At 66.4% G+C, this 20,912-nt stretch carries 14 protein-coding genes; 5 read left to right on the plus strand and 9 right to left on the minus strand.

Going from position 1 to position 20,912, the window contains the following annotated elements; all coding sequences use genetic code 11:
* The first annotated feature begins 37 nt into the window (after positions 1-37).
* Positions 38-1,567, plus strand: coding sequence for an oligosaccharide flippase family protein (locus ACP153_RS21540; protein ID WP_424973076.1), 1,530 nt, complete (start codon positions 38-40; stop codon positions 1,565-1,567).
* Positions 1,568-1,576: 9 nt separating this feature from the next.
* On the opposite strand, the gene ACP153_RS21545 is transcribed toward ACP153_RS21540, so the two are convergent.
* The gene (locus ACP153_RS21545; protein WP_424973077.1) at positions 1,577-2,674 is read right to left on the minus strand and encodes a glycosyltransferase; all 1,098 of its coding nucleotides are present in this window, start codon (positions 2,672-2,674) and stop codon (positions 1,577-1,579) included.
* 190 nt (positions 2,675-2,864) lie between these two features.
* Between ACP153_RS21545 and ACP153_RS21550 the strand changes: the two genes are divergently transcribed.
* From ACP153_RS21550 to ACP153_RS21565, 4 genes are all read left to right on the plus strand, one after another.
* Complete coding sequence (locus ACP153_RS21550) at positions 2,865-3,425, plus strand: VanZ family protein (protein ID WP_424973078.1); 561 nt, start codon at positions 2,865-2,867, stop codon at positions 3,423-3,425.
* A gap of 203 nt (positions 3,426-3,628) precedes the next feature.
* The gene (locus tag ACP153_RS21555; RefSeq protein ID WP_424973079.1) at positions 3,629-4,690 is read left to right on the plus strand and encodes a hypothetical protein; all 1,062 of its coding nucleotides are present in this window, start codon (positions 3,629-3,631) and stop codon (positions 4,688-4,690) included.
* A 15-nt stretch (positions 4,691-4,705) separates the two neighbouring features.
* Complete coding sequence (locus ACP153_RS21560; RefSeq protein WP_424973080.1) at positions 4,706-8,596, plus strand: glycosyltransferase; 3,891 nt, start codon at positions 4,706-4,708, stop codon at positions 8,594-8,596.
* Positions 8,597-8,766: 170 nt separating this feature from the next.
* Positions 8,767-9,807 (plus strand): hypothetical protein, encoded by a 1,041-nt coding sequence (locus ACP153_RS21565; RefSeq protein WP_424973081.1) that lies wholly within the window; start codon positions 8,767-8,769, stop codon positions 9,805-9,807.
* A gap of 52 nt (positions 9,808-9,859) precedes the next feature.
* Here ACP153_RS21565 and ACP153_RS21570 read toward each other — a convergent pair whose 3' ends face one another.
* The 8 genes from ACP153_RS21570 to ACP153_RS21605 all read right to left on the minus strand — a co-directional run bounded on the left by ACP153_RS21570 (position 9,860) and on the right by ACP153_RS21605 (position 20,819).
* On the minus strand, positions 9,860-10,864 hold the full coding sequence (locus tag ACP153_RS21570) for a hypothetical protein (protein ID WP_424973082.1): 1,005 nt from the start codon (positions 10,862-10,864) through the stop codon (positions 9,860-9,862).
* A 21-nt stretch (positions 10,865-10,885) separates the two neighbouring features.
* The gene (locus ACP153_RS21575; RefSeq protein WP_424973083.1) at positions 10,886-12,052 is read right to left on the minus strand and encodes a nucleotide sugar dehydrogenase; all 1,167 of its coding nucleotides are present in this window, start codon (positions 12,050-12,052) and stop codon (positions 10,886-10,888) included.
* A gap of 248 nt (positions 12,053-12,300) precedes the next feature.
* Positions 12,301-12,552: a hypothetical protein gene (locus tag ACP153_RS21580; RefSeq protein ID WP_424973084.1), complete on the minus strand. Its 252-nt coding sequence runs from the start codon at positions 12,550-12,552 to the stop codon at positions 12,301-12,303.
* Between the two features lie 166 nt (positions 12,553-12,718).
* Entirely contained in the window at positions 12,719-13,504 is a 786-nt protein-coding gene (locus tag ACP153_RS21585) for a YjbF family lipoprotein (RefSeq protein ID WP_424973085.1), read from the minus strand.
* Positions 13,495-15,783: a YjbH domain-containing protein gene (locus ACP153_RS21590; protein WP_424973086.1), complete on the minus strand. Its 2,289-nt coding sequence runs from the start codon at positions 15,781-15,783 to the stop codon at positions 13,495-13,497. The genes ACP153_RS21585 and ACP153_RS21590 overlap by 10 nt, the downstream gene beginning before the upstream one ends.
* Positions 15,784-15,992: 209 nt before the next feature.
* A complete protein-coding gene (locus tag ACP153_RS21595; RefSeq protein ID WP_424973087.1) occupies positions 15,993-17,864 on the minus strand; it encodes a polysaccharide biosynthesis protein in 1,872 nt (623 codons plus the stop codon).
* A 388-nt stretch (positions 17,865-18,252) separates the two neighbouring features.
* The gene (locus ACP153_RS21600; protein ID WP_424973088.1) at positions 18,253-19,323 is read right to left on the minus strand and encodes a ParB/RepB/Spo0J family partition protein; all 1,071 of its coding nucleotides are present in this window, start codon (positions 19,321-19,323) and stop codon (positions 18,253-18,255) included.
* A 104-nt stretch (positions 19,324-19,427) separates the two neighbouring features.
* A complete protein-coding gene (locus ACP153_RS21605) occupies positions 19,428-20,819 on the minus strand; it encodes an AAA family ATPase (RefSeq protein ID WP_424973089.1) in 1,392 nt (463 codons plus the stop codon).
* Positions 20,820-20,912 lie beyond the last annotated feature (93 nt).

Genomic DNA, 20,912 nt, shown 5'->3' on the forward strand with positions numbered 1-20,912 from the left:
CATAGACCCCAGGCCTCCCGCCATCCCGGAGCGCCCCGTGCCTGAGCCGCTGCAGCCCGATCCCCGCGATGCGTATTTCGATGTCAGCGCCCTGGGTCCCGGCACCCAGAGCCGGGTGCGCAAATCCACGGCATTCGTTCTGGCCCTGTCCGCCATCAAGCTGATCCTGCATCTGGGCAGCGCGATCGTGCTGGTCCGGCTGATCCCGCCCGAGGAATTCGGCATCGCCTCCCTGGCCATGCCCGTGGCGATGATCGCGATGCATATCTCGCAATTTGGCCTGGCGCAGCCGATCATCCAGATGCAGGTGGTGACCCATCGCCTGGTGAATACCCTGTTCTGGGTCAATCTCTTCCTGGGGATCGTCTTTGGCGGGTTGATGATCGCCGGCTCGGGACTGGCCGCGCAGCATTTCGACGTGCCCGAAGTGGGGCCGGTCTTTGCGGTTCTGGGGATCTCGGTGATCCTCTCGGCGGCCCTGACACCCTATATTGCGATCCTGCGGCGCAAGCAGAAGCTGGTGCTGCTGGAGAATGGCACCCTGATCGCCTTTGTGGTCAGCACTGTGGTCGCGGTGATCGCCGCCCTGGCCGGGGCGAGCTACTGGGCCGTGATCCTGCAACAGGTGCTGCAGACGCTGATCACCCTCGTGCTCTATGTCTGGGGGGTCGCCTGGAAGCCCTCCTCCCTGGGCGAGACCGATCTGCGAGGCTCCACCGGCGCGCTGAAATTCGGGGCCAGCGTCTCGGTCGGCTACATGTTCCAGCTGGTGGCCCAGGGTCTGCCGACACTGGTCGTGGGGGGACAGATCTCTCCGACAGCCGCCGGGCTCTATCATCGCAGCGTGACCCTCTCGCGGCTCTTGCCCGAACGGATCGTCAGCCCCCTGGCCTCGATCTTCATTCCCTCCCTGAGCCGCCTGCAGGAGGACGGGCCCGCCTTTCGCGCGCTCTTCGGGCGGGCCATCGTGTTCCTGAACTTCCTGCTGATCCCGATCAGTGTGCTGAGCTTCTCGACGGCCGATATCTTCGTGCCCTTCATTCTGGGCCCCGATTGGGCCGCTGCCGCCCCGCTGCTGGCCTGGCTCAGCCTGATGATCATGCAAAACCCCATCGATCAGGGGGTCGTGTGGTCGCTCAATGCGCAGGCCGCGCGCAAGCATATCCTGATGTATGGCATGGTCTGTCTCGCCGTGGTCGTGGCCGCCCTTGGCGGGGCCTATCTGTTCTCGGCCCCCGAGAACCGCCTGATCAATGTGGCGATCTGGATTGTCTGCGGCAACTTCGCCATCCGCCTGCCCGTGGCCGCCTGGTTCGCCACCCGCGCCACGCATCTGACGGCGGCGGTGATCGCGCGGTCCTATCTGCCCGATCTGCTGATCGGCTGGGCGGCCATCGCGGCCATCCTGCTCACCCGCCAGCAGATCCAGGACAGCACGGAGCTGGTCCAGTTCGCGGTCGCGGTCGCCATCCTTCTGGCGATCTATCTGGCGCGCCTGCTGCAAAGCGCAGTCCTGCGGGAGGGCGCCATGGCCATGGTCCAGAAGCTGCGCAAGAAGGTCGGCTAGGGCGGCCCCTCAGGGCAGGGGATACCCTGCCGCCCGGCCAAGCCGCCCCCGGAGCCCATCGGTCACCGCATCAAAGAGGGCCTTGGCATTGCCCGGGCGCCCCGCCAGCAGCGCCTTGGCCCCGGTGCCGCCCAGCAACAGGGTCAGGTTGATCGCAAAGAGCGGCGCGCTCAGCAGGGTGAGGCGGCGAAAATCCAGATAGATCGCGTTGCGCACGGCGTAATACATGCGGAAATCCGGGGTCATCTGCACGAGCTTGCCGGTCTGGGAGCGTGGCGCTTTCTTGGCCTCCTGCCCCGCCCCGGTGGCGTTCCAGGAGACATCCACATCATCCACCAGAGCCTCGGGCACCAACAGGATCTGCCCGGTCTCCGCGATCCGTTTGCTGTACTCGAAATCATCCATATAGAGGACGAAATCCGTCCGCGGCAGACCGGCCCGAACCACCATATCGCGGGGCACCAGCAGCCCGCCATAGGGCACATGGGTGGCCGGGGTCAGCCCGCCGCCGGAGCCGCTCCGGGCCAAACGGTGCCGGAGCCGGGTGAGCAGGCGCCGGGGCCGCTTGAGAATATCCACGCCGAAAGCTTCACCGCGCATCGGCTCCAGCGCATAGCCCCGCCGGATTGCGTCCGCCATATAGGTGTGATCCGTGCGCAGCGCACAGGCCGCCGTCGCAGGCCCTGCGGCCACCACATCCAGCAAATGGGAGAGCGCCTCCGGTTGCGGGACATTGTCATCATCGAGAAACCACGCGGCCTGGATCTCGGGGTCCTGCAGCATCCTGTCGAGCAGGCGGGCATAGCCGGCAGCCGAACCGAGATTTTCCGGGGCGGTCACGATCTGCACATCCAGATCAGGCCGGGCGCCCGCAACCTCCGCCAAGTTTTGGGCCACCGCCTCGCTGAGCCCATTGGCCAGAACAAAGGCGCGGGCCACGCCGGCGGCGGCCACAGCCGCAAGCACCTGATCGAGAAACGCGATCCGATCCCCATAGGTCAGCGTGAGCACGGCCGTGTTCTGGGGCCCGATCTTGGGACCGATCCGGGACCCGCTCTGCGCTGGGGGCATGTCGTCTGCAGTCGGGCCTGTCGCGAGCTCTGCCATGATGTCCGTCATCCGGTCTGTTATTGCATCAAAACGCGTTTCAGATAGGCACAACGCCCGGATCGGTCCAGCCCAATCCCGTTGCCCCCTCCTCCCATGGCGATAGGGGCTCCCCGCCCTTGCGGATATGCGGCAAACCGTCAAAAAGGGCGCAATATGCAGGCATTTTTCAAGAATTGAGGGATCTGGAGTGGGCAGTTGGGTTTTCGGGTATGCCGGGTTGGCGGTGGTGTATGGGACGGCCCTCAGCCTGGTGATCCTGGGCGCGCTGCGCGGGATCGGCCGCTTTCCGGGATGGGGGGCACTGCCCCTTTTCGCGCTGACCTGCACCTTCGCCTTTCTGACCATGCACCCGTTTCCCGACCCGGCAACCCTGGTCTGTCCGGTCCCCTCGGCCACCCCACAGCTCAGCCCGGGCCGGTTTCTCGAGGCTGTGGGGCACCTGCAATCCGCCGAAACCGGTCTTCTGGGCTGGGTGATGAACCGGACCCTGGCGGCCACCGCCATGAACTTCGTCATCTGCGTCGCCATCGGCCTGGCCTTTGGGCAGCAAGTGCCGAGCCTGGCCAAGGCGGCCCTCTTTGGCTGCGCCCTGACCCTGGTGCTGGAGTTGACACAACTCAGCGGGTTGTGGGGGCTCTATCCCTGCGCCTATCGGCAATTCAATGTGGATGACCTGATCATGAATGCCCTTGGCGTGTTTGTCGGGGCCGGGCTGATCCTGGCCTATCGGCGCATCGCTGACCGGTGAGCGGGCGATGTGAAAGCCACATCTGCGACACAGGCATTTCGGGGAGGCAGTTGCACAACCCACGCAAGACAGCATATCGTGCACCACAATTGGCGCAGAAGCTTTCTTTTCGTTGCAGCATGGAAATAGTCTGCCATGTCGGAATAACGTCGCTACAGGGCAGGACGCGCATCTTGTCGGGCGCTTGTCGATAAAGGGTGAGCATGTCCAAAATCAACCCGGACGCGGCCCAGGCGCCTCAGAAAACGGCTATGCCCGAGGACAAGCAGACGTCCCCCCCAGCCCAGGACAAGGAGCTGGCCGCGCTCCAGACGGCTCTGACGGAGACCCGTCTGCTGGGCCATCAGCGCCAGACCGAGATCCTCGAAGCGCAGGTCGAGATCCGCGTGCTCGAAGGCGCCCGGGATGCGGCCCATGCCCAGCTTGAGACCGCCCGAGCCGAGGTGCTGACCCTGACCCGGCTCTTGGCCCAGAGCGAGCCACGCGCCGGGGGGGATCTGGCCCCGGAGACCTTCGCCCGCACCCTTGATCGGCAGGCCCAGCAGCTGGAGGCCCAGACCCGCGAGATGGCCGAGCTGACCCGTCTTCTGGCCCGGAGCGAGCAGGAAACCCGCGCCCTGCAAAAAGCCCGGACCCGGATGATCACCTGGCTGCCCGAGCTGATGGAGGCTCTGTTGCAGGGGCCCGGGGCCGCGGATCCCGCCGCAGAGGGGGCCCGGCTGCAGGACGCGGATTTCGCCGAATGTGCCCGGAGGCTCCTGGCCACCGGCGCCTTTGATGCGGAATACTACCTGACCACGAACCCCGATGTGGCCGATAGCGGCACCGATCCGGCCCGGCATTTCGTGCAATACGGCCTGACCGAGGGCCGCGCACCCCGGGACCTGACCCAGCCGCGCCACTGCCCGGTGGCCGAGACCCCGATGGCAGAGGGGACGCCAGAACCGGACGCCTCGGAAGCAGACCTCCCCGAGACAGAGGCCCCAGAGACAGATATCCCGGAGGCAGATCGCTCCGAGGCAGACATCCCGGAGCTGCAGGCCGACGCCCCTGCAGAGATCCCGGCGGCGGACCCGGCCGAGGCTCCCGATGACAGGGCCGCGGCGCTGGAGCCCGCAGAAGAGCCCGGGGCGGACCCCGTGGAAGAGCGCGCGGAAGAGCGCGTTCTGGCCCCGGACAGCGCCGCACCCGCAGGGCCGGAGGGTGCAGACGCCCCCCGCGCCGCGGCCCCGGATCTGGCCGACAGCCCCCATGGCCGGTCCTGAGACCGGAGCCAGAGCATGATGTCTGACGACCTGCATTCCGACCGCGCTGATCTGGAGGCGTCGGGCCTGTTCGATGCTCTTTGGTACCGCAACACCTATCCGGATGTGGCCGCGCTCGGCATGGATCCGATGGAGCATTTCCTCTGGCTCGGGGCGCGGCTGCTGCGCAATCCCGGGCCGAAATTCGATGCCAAGGCCTATCGCGCCGATTATGCCGATGTGGCCGAGGCGGATTACAATCCGGTCCTGCATTACATCCGCTATGGCAAGCCCGAGGGGCGCGTGGCGCGGCCCCCGACCCGGCCGGCCCTGCCCCCTGCGCGCAGTGCGGGGCTGCGGGCCGAGATCACCCGCCTGTCCGGCCTGCGGGAGCGGCAACCGACCCGGCCCACGGTGCTGCTGGTGGCCCATACGGTGGGCGACCAGCTCTATGGGTCCGAGCGCAGTCTGATCGACATGCTCGACGCGCTAACGGCGATGGAGATCAATGTGATCATCGCCGTGCCCGGCGATGGCAACGGGCCCTATATCGAGCTTCTGCGCAGCCGCGCCTGTGCGGTGGCGGTGCTGGCCTATGAGTGGTGGCAGGTGGGCAGCCCGCTGGACGAGGCCGCCGTGACCAGCTTTGCCCAGCTCATGGCCGAAGAGCGGATCGATATCGTCCATGCCAATACGATCACCCTGCGCGAGCCCCTGGTCGCCGCCCGGCGCATGGGGCGGCCCAGCGTGGTGCAGGCGCGCGAGCTGATCACCCATGACGCCTCCCTTCAGGAGATGCTGGGGGCCGAGGCCGATCGGATCATCACCGGGCTTTGGGGCCAATGCGACCGGGTCATCGCCAATTCCAAGGCCACGGCCGCCTGTTTCAACACCCCGGGCCGTCAGGCCGCCGTGGTCTATAACACCGCCGATATGGGCGCCTTGCAGAGCCTGCCCCCGCTCCCGGTGGAGGGGCCCCTGCGGGTGGGCATGATCAGCTCGAACATGCCCAAGAAGGGCATTGCCGATTTCGCCGAGGTCGCCCGGCGCGTGGCCCCCGACCTGCCCGAGGCGGAGTTTCTGCTAATCGGGCCCGAACACGCCCATACGGAGGCCCTGCAGGCCCGGATCGAGGCGGGCGAGCTGCCCCGGAGCCTGCGCATCGCGGGCTATCGCGAGAGCCCCGCCGAGGCCGTGGCCGAGCTCGATCTCGTGCTCAGCCTGTCGCAGTTTCAGGAAAGCTTCGGGCGCACGGTGCTCGAAGGCATGGCCGCCGGGCGCCCGGCGATCGTCTATGACCATGGCGGGCCGCCCGAGCTGGTGATCCCGGGCGAGACCGGCCATGTGGTCCCTGTCGGCGACACCGAGGCCGTGGCCGCCCAAGTGTTGGCCTATGGCCGGGACCGCAAGCAGCTGCTGCTGGACGGGCTGCGCGCGGCGGATCATGCAGAGGCCGCCTTTGGCCGGACCGCCTATCACGCGGCCATGGCCGAGGCCTATGCGCCGCTTCTGGCCGAGCTGGAGGCAGGCGCCGCCCCTGCCCCCCTGGTCCTGCCCGCCCGCGCCCTGCCCCGGCAGATCCCGCGCGCGGATCTGAAACTGGCCTATTACTGCACCCATTTCCCGGTCCCTTCGGAGACCTTCGTGCTCAACGAGCTGCGCCTGTTGAAGGCTCAGGGGATCGATGTGCAGGTCTTCTGCCGGGCCTCGCCCTTTGCCGATTTCGCCCCGGATTTCGACATCCAATGGGAACAGGTCGAGGATGCGGACCATCTGGCCGCGCGGCTGACCGAGACCGGGCGCAATATGGTCCATGGCCATTTCATCTATCCCACGGTGACCGACATGGTCTGGCCCGCCGCGCGCAAGGCCGGGATCCCCTTTACCTGCATCGCCCATGCCCAGGATATCTTCCGCTACAAGAACGTGGTGGCCAACCGGCTGGACGAGATCAGCGCCGACCCGCTCTGTCTGCAGATCTTCACCCTGTCGCGCTTTCACCGGGATTACCTGGTGGATCGCGGGGTGCGGGCCGAGAAGGTGACAATCAACTCCAACTGCATCGACCCGGATCTCTTTACCGGGGGCAAGATCCCCGACCGCCCCGCCCGCCGCCACCGCGCCGTGGCCGCGGTCTCGCGCTTTGCCGAGAAGAAGGGGCTCGATGTGCTGATCCGGGCGGGCAAGCTGCTGGAGCGGGACGGGATCACGATCAACATCCATGGCTATGGCCCGCTGGAGGATCTCTATCGCCAGATCATCGAGGATCAGGAGATCTCCAATGTCACCCTGCACGGGCCGGTCAAGGGCCGGGAGGCGCTGATGGAGGTGTTCCGGGCCCATGACCTCTTTGCCGTGCCCTCGGTGCGGGCGGCGGATGGGGATATGGACGGGATCCCCACCACCCTGATGGAGGCCATGGCCGCCGGGCTGCCGGTGCTGACCACGCCCATCGCCGGGATCCCGGATCTGGTCCATGACGGGATCACGGGCATGCTGTCGGAGGATGTCACCCCCGAGGCTCTGGCCGCCAAGATCCGCGCCTATTACGCCCTGCCCGAGATCGCCGTGGCGACCATGATCGAGGATGCCGAGGCCCTGTTGCGGCGCAACCATAACGGTCCGGATCTGGTCAACACGCTGCTGCGCTTCTGGGCGGGCGAGACGCTCGACCTGATGGTGGTGTCCTGGAACAATCTCGCCCAGACCCGCGAGGTGATCCGGCGGCTCTATGCCAATACGGATTTGCCCTTCCATCTGGTGGTCTGCGACAATGGCTCGGACGCGCCGGCCCTGGCCCATCTGCTCTCGGTCTATGGGGCCCAGGACAACATGACCCTGATCCTGAACCGCGAGAACGCGCTGGTGGGGCCGGGCACCAATCTGTGCATGGCCCATGGGTCCTCCGATTACATGATCTATGTCTGCGGCAAGGAAGGCATGACCACCAAGCAGGGCTGGGAACGGCCCTTTGTCACCTATCTCGACGCCCATCCGGAGGTCGGGCTGGCGGGCACCTTGTGCTATTCGCCGAGCTATCTCCATGGCCGGGACTACCCGTCGCGGATCGCGCTCTTTGACGATTTCCGCAACCCGGGCTTTGCCACGGACAATCCCGACCGGGCCTTTTCCCATGTGCAGGGCGGGTTCTTCGCCGTGCGCCGGGCCATGTATGAGACGATCGGTGGCTTCTCCGAGGCGGTGCCCCATGCCTATACGGATGTGGAATACTCCTTCTACGTGGAAAGCCGCGGCTGGGAGCTGGGCGAGGTGCCCGGGCTCATGTCGCTCTTCAACAAGACCCGGCCCGGGCTTTCGGCCCGGGTGGATGAGCATCACGGCGCGCTGCACCCGCCCGAGCTGGTGGATCTGGTCTGGCTCGACCGGATCGCCCGGCGCGAGGGGCGCCATTGCAACATCTGCGGCCATCAGGCCCCGGATTTCGAGGGCGGCGATGTGGCGGCGCGCTGCGGCCAATGCGGCTCGGACCGCCGGGCGCGCAGCCTGCACCGGGTGCTGGCCGAGACGATCCTGCTCTATCGCCGCCTGCCCGGGTTGGGGGTGAATATCCCCGCCGCCCTGCAGGGCTTCTGGGATCAGCAGTTCCGCGGGCCGATGCTGCCACCCGAGGGCTTTGCCGGGACCCTTGAGGCGGCGGAAGGGCGGCTCTCGAACGAGGCGGGCTCCCTGCAGCTGGCCTGCCTGAACGAAACACTCGATGATCCGGCCCTGCGCGGCCCCGCCCTGGCCGAGGTGGCGCGGCTGCTCGCGCCCGACGCGCCGCTCTTTGTGGTGGGCGACACCCCGCTCGAGACGCTGATCCCCGAGATCACGGCGGCAGGTTTCACCCTGGAGGCGCGCAAGCGGCCCTCCTCGGCGGTGCTGCGCTTTGACTGGGCCGAGATCGGGGTGTTTCACCGCGCCTGATCAGGCCCCTGCCCCAGCCCGTCACAGCCCCGCAGCTTGCCTTCCCGGGGCGGCCCTGTAGAACTGATCGGCATGCATCCCCGGCACGTTTCCCTTACGGCACCCGACCGCGATCCTGCCCCCTGCCCCGGCGTGACCGGCGCCGCGGGATCTGGGCCCGGAGGCAAGCGATGACATCCCTGATCCTCCATGCGGGCTTCCCGAAATGCGGCAGCACCTCGATCTTCAACGCCATGGTGGCCCAGCTGCCCGCGTTGCGGGCGCGCGGAGTGCGGGTCTTCAACCGCGATCTTGCCCTACCCGAGACCCCAGAGGAGCTGCAACCGCCGCTCTGGCCCCTGCAGCAGGCCATGGAGAGCGCCGAGGCCGGGATCGCCTTTCAGGCCCGCCTGCGCGGCCAGATCGCAGCCGCAGATCCCGGGGACACGCTGGTCCTGTCGTCGGAAAACCTGGCGGATCTGCGGGCGCCAGAGCGGCTCTTTGCCGGGCTCGATCAGGCGTGCGACATGACCGTGGTGGCCTATATCCGACCCCAGATCGACTGGATCCCCTCGGCCTGGAAGCAATGGGACCTCAAGGACGGGCTGACCCTGGAGGCCAGCCTGCAACGCCATCTGCGGGTCAACCAGCCCAATTACCTGGGGATCATGCAGGCTTGGCGCGACGCCCTGCCCCGTGCGCAGATCCGGCTGCGGCCCTTCCTGCCCCGCCTGATGGCGCGCGGCCAGCCAGCCTATGATTTCTTCGCGCTTTTTGACTGGCCCACCGGGGAAGAGAGCGTTTTCACCGAGGCCAGCAATCCCAGCGTGGATTTCGCCCTGATGCATTTCATGATGCGCCATCACGGGCTGTTCTTTGACAGCCGCCATGATGCCCGCTTCGCCCATCGCCTGACCCGGGCCCTGCCGCCCGCATATCAGCGCCCGAATGCGCGGATGCTCTCGCGCGATCAGGGGCGCCGGATCCGGGATCACTTCCTGAACGAGAATTTCGCCCTGGCCGAGCGGTTCCTCTGCCATGAGGATCCCGAGCGCTTCGTGATGGCGGAGTTCGGGCAGATCTCGGAGGGGCTCGCCTATGGCGAGATGTCCGAGGCGCAGATCCTGCGCCGGGCCCATCGCATCCTGAGCGAGGTCTTTGATCTGCCCGGGCAGGACCGGACCCTCGCCCAGGCCCTCCGCGCGCGCCTGATGGACGACGCAGTCGCCTGAAGGCGGCGCATTCCCCTTGAAAAGAGCCTGTTTCAGAGCCGCTTTGCGCCGCTCAGAGCTGCGGGCTGCGCCCGGGCAACCTGTGCAGGTCGATCCCCTCGAGGCGCTCGGCCACGGCCGCCCGGGCCTCCGCCAGACGGGTGGGGTCGGGCGGGGTATAGGGGGCGATCTGCGGGGTTTCGAACCGGGTGCGGGTCGCAGCCTCAAACCCGGCCTGGGCACAAAGCGCAGCATTGCCCGCCGCATAATGCGCCGTGACCCGGGCTTGCAGGTCCGGCGGAAAGACCAGGTTCTCGGACCGGGTGGGAAAGAGGATCCCCTCCCGCTTGCAATGGCGCACCAGGGTTAGCGGGGTCAGCCCCTCCCGGCGCTCGAGCTCCTGCAGGGCGAGGGCGGTGGCATCGTCATAACTGGGATTGGCGAGCCCGCCATGGGGGGTCTCGACCCGGTCCCAACCGAGGGCGCTGCAGAAATCCGCCACCACATCCCCGCCGGGCATGTGGTCCCGTGCATAGAGCCGGGTGATGATTTCAGCCTCCGGCAGGGCGTCGCGCCAGAGCGCCTGACTTCGGGCCCAGTTGGCGCGGTCTTCGGTCAGGGCCTGGTCCACCCAAGCCGCGAAGGACAGGCCCAGCCCCCATTGCTGCCAGGCGCTTTTGAGGAACTCCACCTGGGGGCGAACATATTGCACGATCCGCACCGCAAAGAGCCGGTCCATCCCGCGCAGGGCCTCGGCCGCGTGCCCGGCTTCGGTGGTCAGCACCTCGGAGCTGAGCAGATAGGTCTGGTCCGGACCACGGGCCGCCAGGGCCGTAAAGCGGGTCTGCAACAGGCCGCTGGCCCCTGCCCGGGCCAAGCGCAGCATCATCTGGTTGTGGGACATCGCCAGATCCGGATCGATGCCGAACTCCCGGTCGATATAGTGGATCCCCTGCCCCGCGAGCCTGCGCCGGCCATGGAAGAGATAGCGTTGCAGGGCGCTGGAGCCACATTTCGGCCCCCCGATATGGAGGAGTAGGACCGGCGCCTCTGCGCTGTCTGCCCGGCCCTCCTCCATGATCCCTGCCCCGCCCTCGGCTCAGCTCTCGCCGAAGAGGTCTCGGGTGAAGACCTTGGCTTCCACATCCGCGATCAGGTCATCCATGCGGTTGGCCACGATCACATCCACGCTGGATTTGAACACCTCCAGATCCCGCTCCACCGGGCTGTTGAAGAAGGTCTCATCGGGCAGTTCGGGCTCATAGACCGTGACGGCGATGCCCTTGGCCTTGAGCCGCTTCATGATCCCCTGGATCGAGCTGTCGCGGAAATTGTCCGAGCCGGCCTTCATCACCAGCCGGTAGATGCCGACCGTGGCGGGCTTCTGGGCGAGGATCTGTTCGGCGATGAAATCCTTGCGGGTCGTGTTGGCGTCCACGATGGCCGAGATCATGTTCTGGGGCACGGTGGCGTAATTCGCCAGAAGCTGCTTGGTGTCCTTGGGCAGGCAATAGCCGCCATAGCCGAAGGAGGGGTTGTTATAGTGGCTGCCCACCCGCGGGTCATGGCAGACCCCCTCGATCACCGAGCGGCTGTCGAGCCCATGGGCCAGAGCATAGCTGTCGAGCTCGTTGAAATAGGCCACGCGCATGGCGAGGAAGGTATTGGCAAAGAGCTTGATCGCCTCGGCCTCGGTGGGCTGGGTGAAGAGCACGGGCACATCCGCATCGAGGGAGCCCTCGACCAGCAGATCGGCAAAGATCCGGGCTTCGTCGGTCTTGGCGCCCACCACGATGCGCGAGGGGTGGAGATTGTCCCAGAGTGCCTTGCCCTCGCGCAGGAATTCCGGGCTGAAAAGAATGTTTTCGGCCCCGAGCTTGCTGCGCAGGCCTTCAGTATAGCCCACGGGGATGGTCGATTTGATGACGATGGTGGCCTCGGGGGCGAGCTTAAGCGCGCTCTCGATCACCGCCTCCACCGAGCTGGTGTCGAAGCGGTTGGTCTGGGGATCATAACTGGTGGGGGTGGCCACCACGATATAGCGGGCGCCGTCAAAGGCCTCGGCCGCATCGGTGGTGGCCCGCAGGGTCAGGCTTTCCTCGGCCAGATAGCGCTCGATCTCGGGATCCGCGATCGGGGCCTCACCGGCATTGAGCCGGGCCACCCGGTCTTCGGAGATGTCGAGCGCGACCACCTCATGGCGTTGGGCGAGCAGAACACTCAGGGACAGGCCAACATAGCCGATGCCAGCAACAGCAATTCTCATCTTGGGAAACCTATAACAGTCGGGCGTGCCGGGACTTTAGCGGCCCGCCCGGGGTACGTCACCGCGACAGAGGAGACCCGGAGACGGGTGCGGCCCTGGCGCGACATCTGCGGCCCCCCTGCCCGCAGAAAGCGAAAAGCGAACCCGGTCGGGTTCGCTTAGAAGCTGGCGCATGTCCAGCGCGTGGTCGGTCCCTGCAGGCCTTGAAAGTGCCCGGCATGGGAGCCGATCCCAACCGATCCGAAGAATTACTCGGCGGCAGGTGTGGTGGTGGTGCTGTCGCTGCTGCCAGCAGCGCCTGCGACAACCACGGCGCCAAAGGCGGTGAAGCCCACGGCAGCGGCCGGCACGGTGGTGCCACCGATGGCAACAGTGCTGCCAAGCTCGGCAGCCTGGCTGGAGACAGCCACGTTCAGCGGAACTTCGGATGTGGCCAGAGCCGGTGCAGCAGCTGCGGCGGCCAGAACCAGACCGGATGCAAGAGCGGTAAAGGTCTTCATATCGGATACCTCAAGTGGGATTCGCAATTGATCCAAACATAGATGCTGCACTGTGGCGAGACAATGAACAAAGCCGGGCAGCCCCCGGTCATACGCGGGTTTTCGCGGCTTTGCCGTTACAGAGGCCTGCAGGCCACAGGCTGTGCCACAGGGCCCGGAGAAATGCCTATTTTTTGAGCAACTCTATCACGAGATGGCCGATCTCGGGCCCCGCCCATTGCCGGGATTGCCACAGGCTGCCCTCGGCCCCGCGCCAATAGGTATTGCGGAACGCACCCTCGGCGCCGCTGCAGCTTTCCTCGAACCGGGTGGTGTCCCGGCGCTGCCCCACAAGGGTCAGGGTCTCGGCCCCGGCGGCTTGCAGCTGGCAGTCGAAACTCAGGGTCCGGCCCCGTGTATTGCCCTGCAGCACCACATAGGAACGGGCATAGGCTCCGCCCCCGTTTCGCAGCGCCCCCTCAACGCCGCGCACATCCGCGGAGATCAGGTCATCCCCGGTGCCCCGTGTCGCGATCAGCAGCCCGCTGCGGGTGGTGAAGGTGGCCTCATCCGCGCCGCGCCAGACCATGACCGGCGCGCTGGCCGTGCCCCGGCGGGCGATCCCCGCCAAGGTCGCGCTGGAGCCCGCGGAGAGGTTCCGCGTCCGGATCAGCGGGAAATCGACCCCCGCCAGGATCTCGGGCGTGATCTCCGGCGCCTGGGGCGCGGGCCCACGCTGGGCGATCAGGATCCGGCCCGTATCGCGGATCTCGGCCCAGACATTGTCCTCACCCCCAGGCCCGGTCGACGCACAAGCCACCAGCGCCGAGCAGCACAGCACCGCGCCGACCCCGCGCCTGGCCCGTCCCCGCCACGGCGATGAGAGGGCCAAAAACAGGCTCTTTTGAGGGGATTTCGCGCGCCACATCGCAGCGGCGCGGTGCCGGATCCGATCCATGACGATCATTGCCATACCCGCTCCCATTGCCGCGTGAGGGCGCGGGCATGCTGCGCGCGCACCGGATCATAAAGCCGTCCCGGCACCGAGAGACGCTGACCGCCATCCCGCTGGACAGGTCGAATGGTGGTCGAGAGGCCCGCCTTGCTCGGGCTACCCAGCAGCCAGCCCACGGGGATCGACAGCAGGATGCCCTTGTCGAAGGAGCCTTCGCCGAAATCCTCGGAGGAGACATCCGTGAGGGTGAAGAACGCCCCCAGCTCCCAGCCATTGTCGAATTCGCGCGACAGGGTGAAGGTCGCCCCCACATCCCCGGCCAGATAGCGCCCCATATCGACCTGCCCGAGATAGCCATCGCCGAACTCGTAATAGGCCGAGGCATGGCCCGTGACCACGTCATACTCCTGGAAGCCGAACCGCTGATCGAAGTCCCGCTGGCGGGCATAGTTCAGCTCGACCCCGAAGCCGAGGCGACTGTCCACGGGCTTCCACAACAGCTCCGCTGACACGCCGCCGAACATCGCCTCGAGATAGCCCGCGGTCACCCGGCCATAGAGATCCTCGCCCGGACGGAACGTATAGGCCAGGACCAGATCCTCGATCCCAGGATCGCCCTCCTGGGCATAGAGGATCCTGTCCGTGCGCACGCGCGGCAGGACCGAGTTCGATTCCCGGTCGCTATCGGCGATGGTGCCGATGATTTCCTTGCTGACCGTGCCGGACAGGGTGAGGTTCGGCGTGAACCGATAGGCCGCCGTGGCCTCGAGCCCGATCTCGAACCGCCAGGGCTCATCGGGGTCAAAGAAGCTTTGCTCCAGATAGGGCCCGATCCCCCAGGTCAGGGGCTGGGACACCTCATCGGTCAGGAGGGCCGAGGGCGGCAGATCCGCCGCCTCGGAGATCTCGGCCTCCGCCAGCAGGCGTGCCCCGGCCTGGGGGGCAAATTCCAGGCTTTCCAGATCCGAGCGCTGCAGGGTGACCTGGCTGGCCGGCATGCCGCTGACCTCCGGGGTCAGATGGAAGGTCTCGATCGAGGGCGGCAAGATCTGCGCCAGAACCCGGGCCGCGCGCCCCACCCCGTTGGCCGAAGACAGATAGCGGTTGTTGGTATAGCGCAGATCGATGCTGGTGCCCGTGGCCGCCAGGCTGCGCAGTTCCAGCCCCTCGGCAGCCAGGGCGGGGGCCAGGGCATCGCGCAGGATCTGCAGCGCATCGGGGCGCGCGCGCCACTCGGTGCTCCAGAGTGCGGGATTGGCTGCCCGGTCCGGGCGCAGGGCCACGGGCTCCGGCGCAGGCACGCGCAGGGCCTGGGGCGGCCCCTTGGGATTGAACTGCAGCTGGGCCATCACGCCGAACTCGGAGCCATAGAGGTAATACCCCCCGAGCCGCAGGGAGTCGTTCACCTGGTATTCGAGCCCGAAATTCCAGTCCGACTTGCGCTCGAACACATCGCGCTCCACGGCCTCGGGCTCATAGGCATCGGTGGAATATTCCAGCTTCACCCCAAGCTGATCCGTGATCTGCCATTCCAACCCGCCAAAGACCGATTGCGGCCCGCGGAACCACTGATCCGACGCGATCTCGCCGCCGCGGCTGTCGGCATCGAAATCCGGCCGGTCATCGGAGATGATCCCGCCAAAATTATTCGCACTGCCCAGACGGCCCCAGCCCAGCCCCAAGGTCCCCTTGATCCGGGGCGTCAGGTGCTTGGTGGCCGCGATATACTCGCCCGCATAGATGCCGGTGCCCACGAAATCCTGCAAACCGATCGTGACCGAGGGCAGATAGCGGCTCTCTTCCAGGGCCAGGAAGCGGACATCGAAGCTGCGGTCATAGAAGGTGTCGAACCCGTCCGAGTTCCAATCCTGAATGCCCGTATAGCGGAAGCTGCCCGACAGGCGGGGGGCGAGCTGAAAGCTCAGGGTGGTGCGGGTCTGCCCGCCGAAATTCGAGATGCCCACGGCGATCTGGCCATCGGGCAGCGCCTCGCCGGACGGCATGTCGATCAGCCCCGGCACGCCGTAGAAATTCAGGCTGGGCGGGGCGAGCACGGCCTCCGGTGTCGGGCGAAAGGCGTAATCGGGTTGTTTCGCTGCGGCCCGGGCTTCGCCCTCGGTGACAAGAAACGGGGCGGGGGCCAGCCCTTCCTGGGCCAGGGCGGATTGCGGGGCCAGGGCCACGGCGCAGAGCGCGGCAGAGCACAGGCTGGTTGCCGCGCGCGCCCGGACGGATCTGCCCGGGCGGCGCGGACCAAAGGCCGGGGCAAGCGGGGCGGAAACGGGCAGGTGGCGCATGGCAAAGGATCTCGCAGGGCCGGTGAGACCATCCCACCAACTGATGCAGTGAGACCATGGCAACGCCCCCGGCTTCAAGGCGTTTTCCCGGTCAGCGACGAGATGGAAAGGGGCCTGTGTCTCCGCTGCCCCGGCGCCTTGGGCCGCGGCGGCCGGGACCCCTCTCCGCGGGCCTGTTTCAGGGTCTGATACGGGGTCTGACGCGGCGGTCACGACGGGACGCGTTGGGGCTCGGCAACATAGCCCTCGACCCAGCGATCAATCACCGCGCGGCCCGCGACCGGGTCGCTGGAGGCCACCGCATGGCGCAGGGCGCGCAGGATGCTCGCGACCTCGATCTCCGACACGCTTTGCTCGCGGGCGCAGAACAGCTTGGGATGGCGCGTGCCGATATGATCATCGGTCAGTGTCAGTTCCTCGTACATCTTCTCGCCCGGGCGCAGACCGGTGAAGACGATCTCGATATCGCCATCGGGCGCATCCCCGTCGCGCACGGTATAGCCTGCGCTCTCGATCACCTGACGGGCCAGCTGCACGATGGGCACGGGCCGGCCCATATCCAGCACGAAGACCTCGCCGCCCTTGGCCATGGAGCCTGCGGTCAGAACAAGACGCACGGCCTCCTGGATGGTCATGAAATAGCGGGTCACACCGGGATCCGTGACCGTCACCGGACCGCCCCGGCGGATCTGTTCCTGAAAGAGCGGGACGACCGACCCGGATGAGCCCAGCACATTGCCGAACCGGACCATGGTGAAGACCGTGCCCGGGCTGCGCGTGGCCAGATCCTGGATCACCAGTTCGGCCAGACGCTTGGAGGCGCCCATGACATTGGTGGGCCGGACCGCCTTGTCCGAGGAGATCAGAATGAAGCGCTCCACCCCGCTCTCGGCGGCTTCGCGGGCGAGGGTCTGGGTGCCGAAGACGTTGTTCGCAAGCCCGGCCAGCGGGTTGGCTTCGACCAGGGGCACATGCTTGTAGGCCGCCGCATGGAGCACGACCTGCACCGCGTGTTCTGCCAGCACGCCGCGCACCTGCCGTGGATCCGTGACCGAGCCCAGCACCGGGACCAGCTCGGTGCCTGTGACCTCGGCCAGGCTGCGCAGCTCCATCTCCACATTGTAGAGGGCGAGCTCGTTGAGCTCATAGAGCACGAGTTTCGCAGGGCGACAGGCCAGGAGCTGACGGCACAGTTCCGAGCCGATGGAGCCGCCAGCCCCGGAGATCAGAGCGACCCGGCCCGCATAGCTCTCGCAGCCGCGCTCGAGCTCATCACAGAGCTGCTGGCGCCCGAGGAAGGTATGGCTTTCGACCGGCTTGAGCTTCTCGACCAGTTGCTCCTCGCCGATGAGCTGCGAGAAGGAGGGCAGGGCCTGCACGTCGAGCCCCATCTTCTGCAAGCGGCGGGCCAGTTGCGCCTGTTTCGGCTGGCTCAGGGAGGGCACCGCCAGAAGCAGGCGGTCGATCTGCTTGGCATTGGCGAGCTCCCGGATCCGGACCGGCGAGTGCACTGGCAGCCCGGCCACGGTCAGGCCATGGAGCGCGGTGTTGTCGTCCACAAAGGCCACCGGATAGATCGTTTTATGGGCGTTGAGCGCCGAGGCCAGCTGCGTGCCCGTGGTCCCCGCCCCATAGATCAACACCCGGGTATGGCCCTCATCCCGGCGATAGATCGCGGTCAGGATTTGCAGCATCACCACCCGGCTCGCAGCCGAGAAGAGAAAGAAACAGCCCGCAAAAATCACATAGAGCCCGCCCGGCAGGCCAAGCCCCGCGATCTTGCCCAGCACCAGCGCGATGAGCCCATTGGCCACCGCGTATTGCGCAGTCCCGGCAACGGCGCGGCTCTCATAGGCATTGAGGCGCGTGTAGGGAATGCCCATCCAGAAGGAGACCAGGGCGCTGGCCGCCAGAAGATAGGGCAGGATCGGCAGGATCAGGAACAGCGTGTCACGTAGGGGGAGCGGTGCTGGCTGGAGCGCGAAGGTCACCAGAAGCGCCAGCGGGATCAGGATCAGATCCACGGTCAGCAGCGTAATGGCCTTTTGACCCAAGGTCAGCGATTTGACGAAATTTAACACGTCGTTCAGCCTATGCCCCTGACCCGTATTGCGAATTCACGTCTTCCGCTCAAGGTCTGCTCAAATCTCTAAAACCGGGTCCGCTGGCCCCCGCCAGACTGCCCCCAATTTCATCAACTGCCTAATTCCACCACAGATTGTGTAGCGGATGCCCGGTTAGGGCCACAAGGGGGTAGGTGCCGCATTCGCTGGAAAACGCCGATCCGCAGTGAATGCCCAAAACCCGGGCAGTTCGTTGCGGGAATGGGCGCGAAACAGGCGGCGGAGGATCCGGAGATGGGGAACAGGCGAATCCGGAGACTCTCAGAATTCAGAAGCTATTTGAATTCAGTGCGTTACAGAAATTTGTTTCGCGTGCGAAACGTTTCGCGGGGAACATAGGGCGTTTCTAGGGCTGGCTCTGATCCCGCAGCCAGGCGGTCAGGGCCGCGCGCAATTCCGGTGTCACCTGGGGGCCGGACAAGGTCAGGGTCGCAGCGTGATCGGTGCCACCCGAACGCAGATAGAGCCCTGGCCGGATTTCCTCTGCACCCGAAGCGCTGCGCGACGGGGCAGGGGGCTTGGGGCTGCTCTGCGCTCGTCCCTTGGGTGCTGCGACAGACGCGCTGAGGGCCGCTTCGAGCAGGGCCGCCTCGGCCGCAGCATCTTCGGCAGGCGTCTTGCGCAGGCGTGTCCGCAGGGTTCGGGCCAGCTCGGGATCTGCCTCCAGAGCCTTGGAGAGGCGCAGGCCCAGACGTTCGGTCAGACTGCCGGGAAAACGCAGCACCCCATCCAGGGCCGCGACCACGGTCAGGAAGGATCCGATCTTGGATCGCTTGGCCCGGGAGGCAGCTGCAAACAGGCCCTGCAACGCGCGTTTATGGGTCGGGAAAACGCCCTGCTCCACGGCCTTGGCCACGATACGTGCGCGCTCATAGGGGCTGAGACCCACGCGGATCTCGTTCTCCTCGACCATGGCGGTATAGGCCGCCTCGGCGGTCTCCGGCGTCCGCAGAAGCGCCTGGACACGGGCGAAGCGATCCTCCCCGGTTTCCGCATGGAGTTCCCCGAGGGCTGTGACGCGCCGCCAGCCGGAGATCAGCCCGAACTGCCCCGCGCCCAGATCCACCACTTCGATCGGGGTTTGCTGGCCGCGGCTGCGCAGGCTTTCCTTGAGGACGGCCATCTCATCCGCCTCGACGATCAGGCGGTCCCGCACCAGATGATCTCGCTGGATCGCCGCCAGGGGCAAGGCCTGGATCAACCGCCCTTCGGCCCGGGCATTCTCCAGCTCGGCGGTGACCTCAGCCAAAGCCGCCGAGGCCGCGCTGTCCCGCGCGACCTGGGCAATGGGTGGGATCGCCGAAGCCGACGGCGTGGGCTCAGATGGGGCAGGGGCGGCAAAGCCCGGAGACAGGCTCGGGCCACTGGTCTCCAAATAGCCGGGCTGGGCGGGGGTGAGGCGTTTGCGTTTGGCCATGATGTCCTCCGTAAAGCGGGCTCAGGGGCAAGAAGAGAGGGACAGGGGACGTGTCTCGCACGACCCTAAACAGGGCCTAAACCTGCGTTTAGAGCCTATACGGGTCACGCGGCGTCCTCCTTGGCGGCGAGCTCATCGCGCCGCCAGACCCCCAGCAGGAGCCGCTTGAAAGCCGCATAGGTCGCGTCAAAGGTCTCCCGGCCCCGCACATAGGTCTCGCGGTTGAAATCCCGGTAATCGGCCTCGTAGATGCCAGAGACCTGTTCCCCGGCCTGTCCGATCAGGGCGGTGAAATCCTGCCGGTGGGGGCTGAGCGTGCGCCCGAGATAGGCCTGCATCAGCCCGGCCAGCTCAGCCTGCTGGGCCCCGTCATAGCGGGTCACCACGGCGCGGACCGCGTCCCATTCAAAGGCCAGCTCCTCGCGGCCAAGGGCGCGGGCAGCCATGTTTTCCCCCTCCTCTATGGAGTGGAAGGTGGAGTGGAGCATGTCGAAGAAGCGGCCCGTGCTGTCGAACTCCAGGAAAGACGCGCCCATGGGCACGAGCAGGATGTCCGAGGCCGCGAGCCCGTTGATCGTCAGGTAGCCAAGGGCCGGGGGCGTGTCGATGAAGACGAGGTCATAGGCGTCGAGGATCCCGTCCGCCTCAAGGCTTTCGGTCAGCGCATCCCAGAGCTTCCAGGAGCGCGCCTGCATCCGCCAGACGGGGATCTGGAACTCGGCCCAGTAAAGGTTCAGCTGGGCGCCGATCAGGTCGATATTCGGCCAATGAGTGGGCTGGATCAGGCTCTGGGCCGTGACCTCCAGCGCATCGCCCAAGGTCTCATCCAGCGGGATGGGCGCCTCGTTGCGGTCGAGCCTGCGCTGGTTCTCGGCCCGCAGATGCCGACCGTAATGCCGGGCGAGCAGGGGAAAGACCGTCGCCCATTCATCGGCCACCTGCCCGCCGAAGATCGAGGTCATGGAGCCCTGACTGTCGAGATCGAGAACCAGCACCTTGTAGCCATCGAGAGCTGCGGACATGGCGAGATGGGCGCAAGTGGAGGTCTTGCCGACCCCGCCCTTGAAATTGGCAACGGCCACGAGTTTCGCGGGCAGGCCTTCGGGGCGGTAGGGGCGGTACTCCTTGGCCTTGGATCCCCCCTCGGCAAAGAAGGCCCGCAGGCGCAGGACCTCGTCGAGGGTGAACCATTTCGCGCCGCCCGCCGTTTCGCTGCGCCCCTGGGGCAGGTCCGGGTTCTGCTTCAGCACGCGCCGGAAATGGGCCTGGGCAACCGGGATCAGGTATTTGGTGATCTCCCAGGTGGAGAAGAGGCGCAGCTCTTTCTGGCCCGCCTCATTGAGCCCGCGGGAGGCGAGGTCCGAACGGCCCCGGGCGCAAGCCTCGGCGATGGCGGCAAAGCCTGCGCTGTCTGTCGGAGGCCCAAGCTCGGACAAGGCAATATCGGGGTCGATATTGAAATAGGGGGGCTGCTGCTCTGCGAGGTCTTTGGCCATGAAAACCGCCTCATGTGTTGTGTTTTCCTAAATATACTCAAAAACACCGCACATGGAAGGAAAAGCCGATCTTCCCTGCTCTTTTCTTAGCAA

It is taken from the genome of Dinoroseobacter sp. S76 (assembly GCF_049801095.1).
Lineage (GTDB): Bacteria > Pseudomonadota > Alphaproteobacteria > Rhodobacterales > Rhodobacteraceae > Dinoroseobacter.

Coding starts and splice junctions, on each gene's coding strand:
- ACP153_RS21570 (WP_424973082.1), bottom strand. CDS start 10,864: ATGGAGGAGGGCCGGGCAGACAGCGCAGAGGCGCCGGTCCTACTCCTC.
- ACP153_RS21575 (WP_424973083.1), bottom strand. CDS start 12,052: ATGAGAATTGCTGTTGCTGGCATCGGCTATGTTGGCCTGTCCCTGAGT.
- ACP153_RS21555 (WP_424973079.1), top strand. CDS start 3,629: ATGTCCAAAATCAACCCGGACGCGGCCCAGGCGCCTCAGAAAACGGCT.
- ACP153_RS21545 (WP_424973077.1), bottom strand. CDS start 2,674: ATGGCAGAGCTCGCGACAGGCCCGACTGCAGACGACATGCCCCCAGCG.
- ACP153_RS21560 (WP_424973080.1), top strand. CDS start 4,706: ATGATGTCTGACGACCTGCATTCCGACCGCGCTGATCTGGAGGCGTCG.
- ACP153_RS21600 (WP_424973088.1), bottom strand. CDS start 19,323: ATGGCCAAACGCAAACGCCTCACCCCCGCCCAGCCCGGCTATTTGGAG.
- ACP153_RS21605 (WP_424973089.1), bottom strand. CDS start 20,819: ATGGCCAAAGACCTCGCAGAGCAGCAGCCCCCCTATTTCAATATCGAC.
- ACP153_RS21580 (WP_424973084.1), bottom strand. CDS start 12,552: ATGAAGACCTTTACCGCTCTTGCATCCGGTCTGGTTCTGGCCGCCGCA.
- ACP153_RS21585 (WP_424973085.1), bottom strand. CDS start 13,504: ATGGCAATGATCGTCATGGATCGGATCCGGCACCGCGCCGCTGCGATG.
- ACP153_RS21590 (WP_424973086.1), bottom strand. CDS start 15,783: ATGCGCCACCTGCCCGTTTCCGCCCCGCTTGCCCCGGCCTTTGGTCCG.
- ACP153_RS21565 (WP_424973081.1), top strand. CDS start 8,767: ATGACATCCCTGATCCTCCATGCGGGCTTCCCGAAATGCGGCAGCACC.